This window comes from Caballeronia sp. LZ003, from assembly GCF_031451465.1.
In the GTDB taxonomy this organism is placed as follows: Bacteria; Pseudomonadota; Gammaproteobacteria; order Burkholderiales; family Burkholderiaceae; genus Caballeronia.
The window spans coordinates 1-1,357 of record NZ_JARUXJ010000046.1 but is presented as its reverse complement, the minus strand read 5'-3'; the positions used below and the strand labels follow the sequence as shown (position 1 = coordinate 1,357).

3 protein-coding genes are annotated in these 1,357 nt (G+C 57.4%); all 3 read left to right on the top strand.

The features are described 5' to 3' along the window. The coding region (locus QCE79_RS32780) for a site-specific integrase (protein ID WP_309851582.1) at positions 1-667 on the top strand (667 nt) is incomplete at its 5' end. 45 nt (positions 668-712) lie between these two features. Next, entirely contained in the window at positions 713-934 is a 222-nt protein-coding gene (locus QCE79_RS32775) for an AlpA family transcriptional regulator (protein ID WP_309851577.1), read from the top strand. 9 nt (positions 935-943) lie between these two features. Then, positions 944-1,357: hypothetical protein (locus tag QCE79_RS32770; protein WP_309851575.1), on the top strand; the 414-nt coding region annotated here is incomplete at its 3' end.

Here is a 1,357-nt window from a genome sequence, read left to right as displayed (position 1 = left end):
GATGGCGCACGACTGGGCAGAGCGGAACCCTGTCGCCGAGCTTCGCACAGGCGATCTACTGTCTCTTCCTACAGCGAAAAATCACGCCCGCGTCTCGGAGGCTGATCTGCCTGCCTTGCTGCATGCAATCGATTCGTACGGCGGCGAGGAGCAGACGCGGCTTGCGTTGAAACTCATGAGCTACTGCTTTGTGAGAACGGGTGAACTGGTGGATGCCCCATGGTCTGAGTTTGATCTCGATCACGCTCGTTGGACGATCCCGGCCGAGCGCATGAAGATGCGCACGCCGCATATCGTGCCGCTTTCGCGTCAGGCGGCCGATGTCGTGCGTCGGCTGAAAGAGATCGGCGTCGGAGGCGAGTTCGTATTCCCGGGTTATCACTCGCACAAGAGGCCGATGAGTCGAGCGACGATGCTCATGGCGCTACAGGCGCTTGGTTATCGCGGCCGCATGACTGTGCATGGATTCCGCGGCGTTGCCTCGACGATCCTGCATGAGCAAGGCTGGTCGCACGAGCATATCGAGCTTCAGCTCGCGCACCAGTCGCGTGGCAAGGTGAGCGGGGCTTACAACCATGCGCAATATCTCACGCAGCGAGCCGAAATGATGCAGGCATGGGCGGACTATCTCGATGCCCAGCGCGCCCGCTACGTGCGCCCTGTCTGACCAACCAACCTATTAACACCACAGCCCGCGCATGCGGGCTTTTTTATGGAGTTCACAGTGGAACAAAGACTTCTTCGATTGCCGCGCGTGCGTGAGAAGACGGGCCTGAGTCGCACAGCTGTTTATAGCAACCCGTCGTTTCCTAAGCCAGTGAAGATCGGCGAGCGGGCGGTGGCATGGCTGGAGAGCGAGGTCGATGACTGGATTGCTCAGAGGATCGTCCGGAGCCGGGGTTGCGCTTTTGACGCTGGTGAGGGTCGGGTTTGATGAGTGGAAATGCAGACAAGATCGATATGCCGCACCGAGCGCCATACTCGTGCCCTTTGCCGAAAAAACGAAGTGAGAAAATCTCACTTCGGTAAGCACGTAGCGCACTGGCTGACAAACGCTGAAACGAAGCAATATCTCACTGCCTTTGCAGAGGCGCTAAAAAGTCGGATTTCCGATGTTTTTCGAGCGCGCCACACCAATGGGAATTGCCAATATCTAAGACCGAAGCGTGGGCTGACAGCAGCGCTAAATCCCACAGATGTGCGGGGTTTAAGTCCTGCAATTAGAAACGGGAAAATTCCGTTTCTAAAGCTCATCCGCCGCGACCTTAGATATCTCGGATGTGAGAGCTTTGAACCGGGGATTTGGGTGCTGAGAGCGCTGCAACGGCAGACAAAAAGAGCTGGCCCGAAGGCCAGC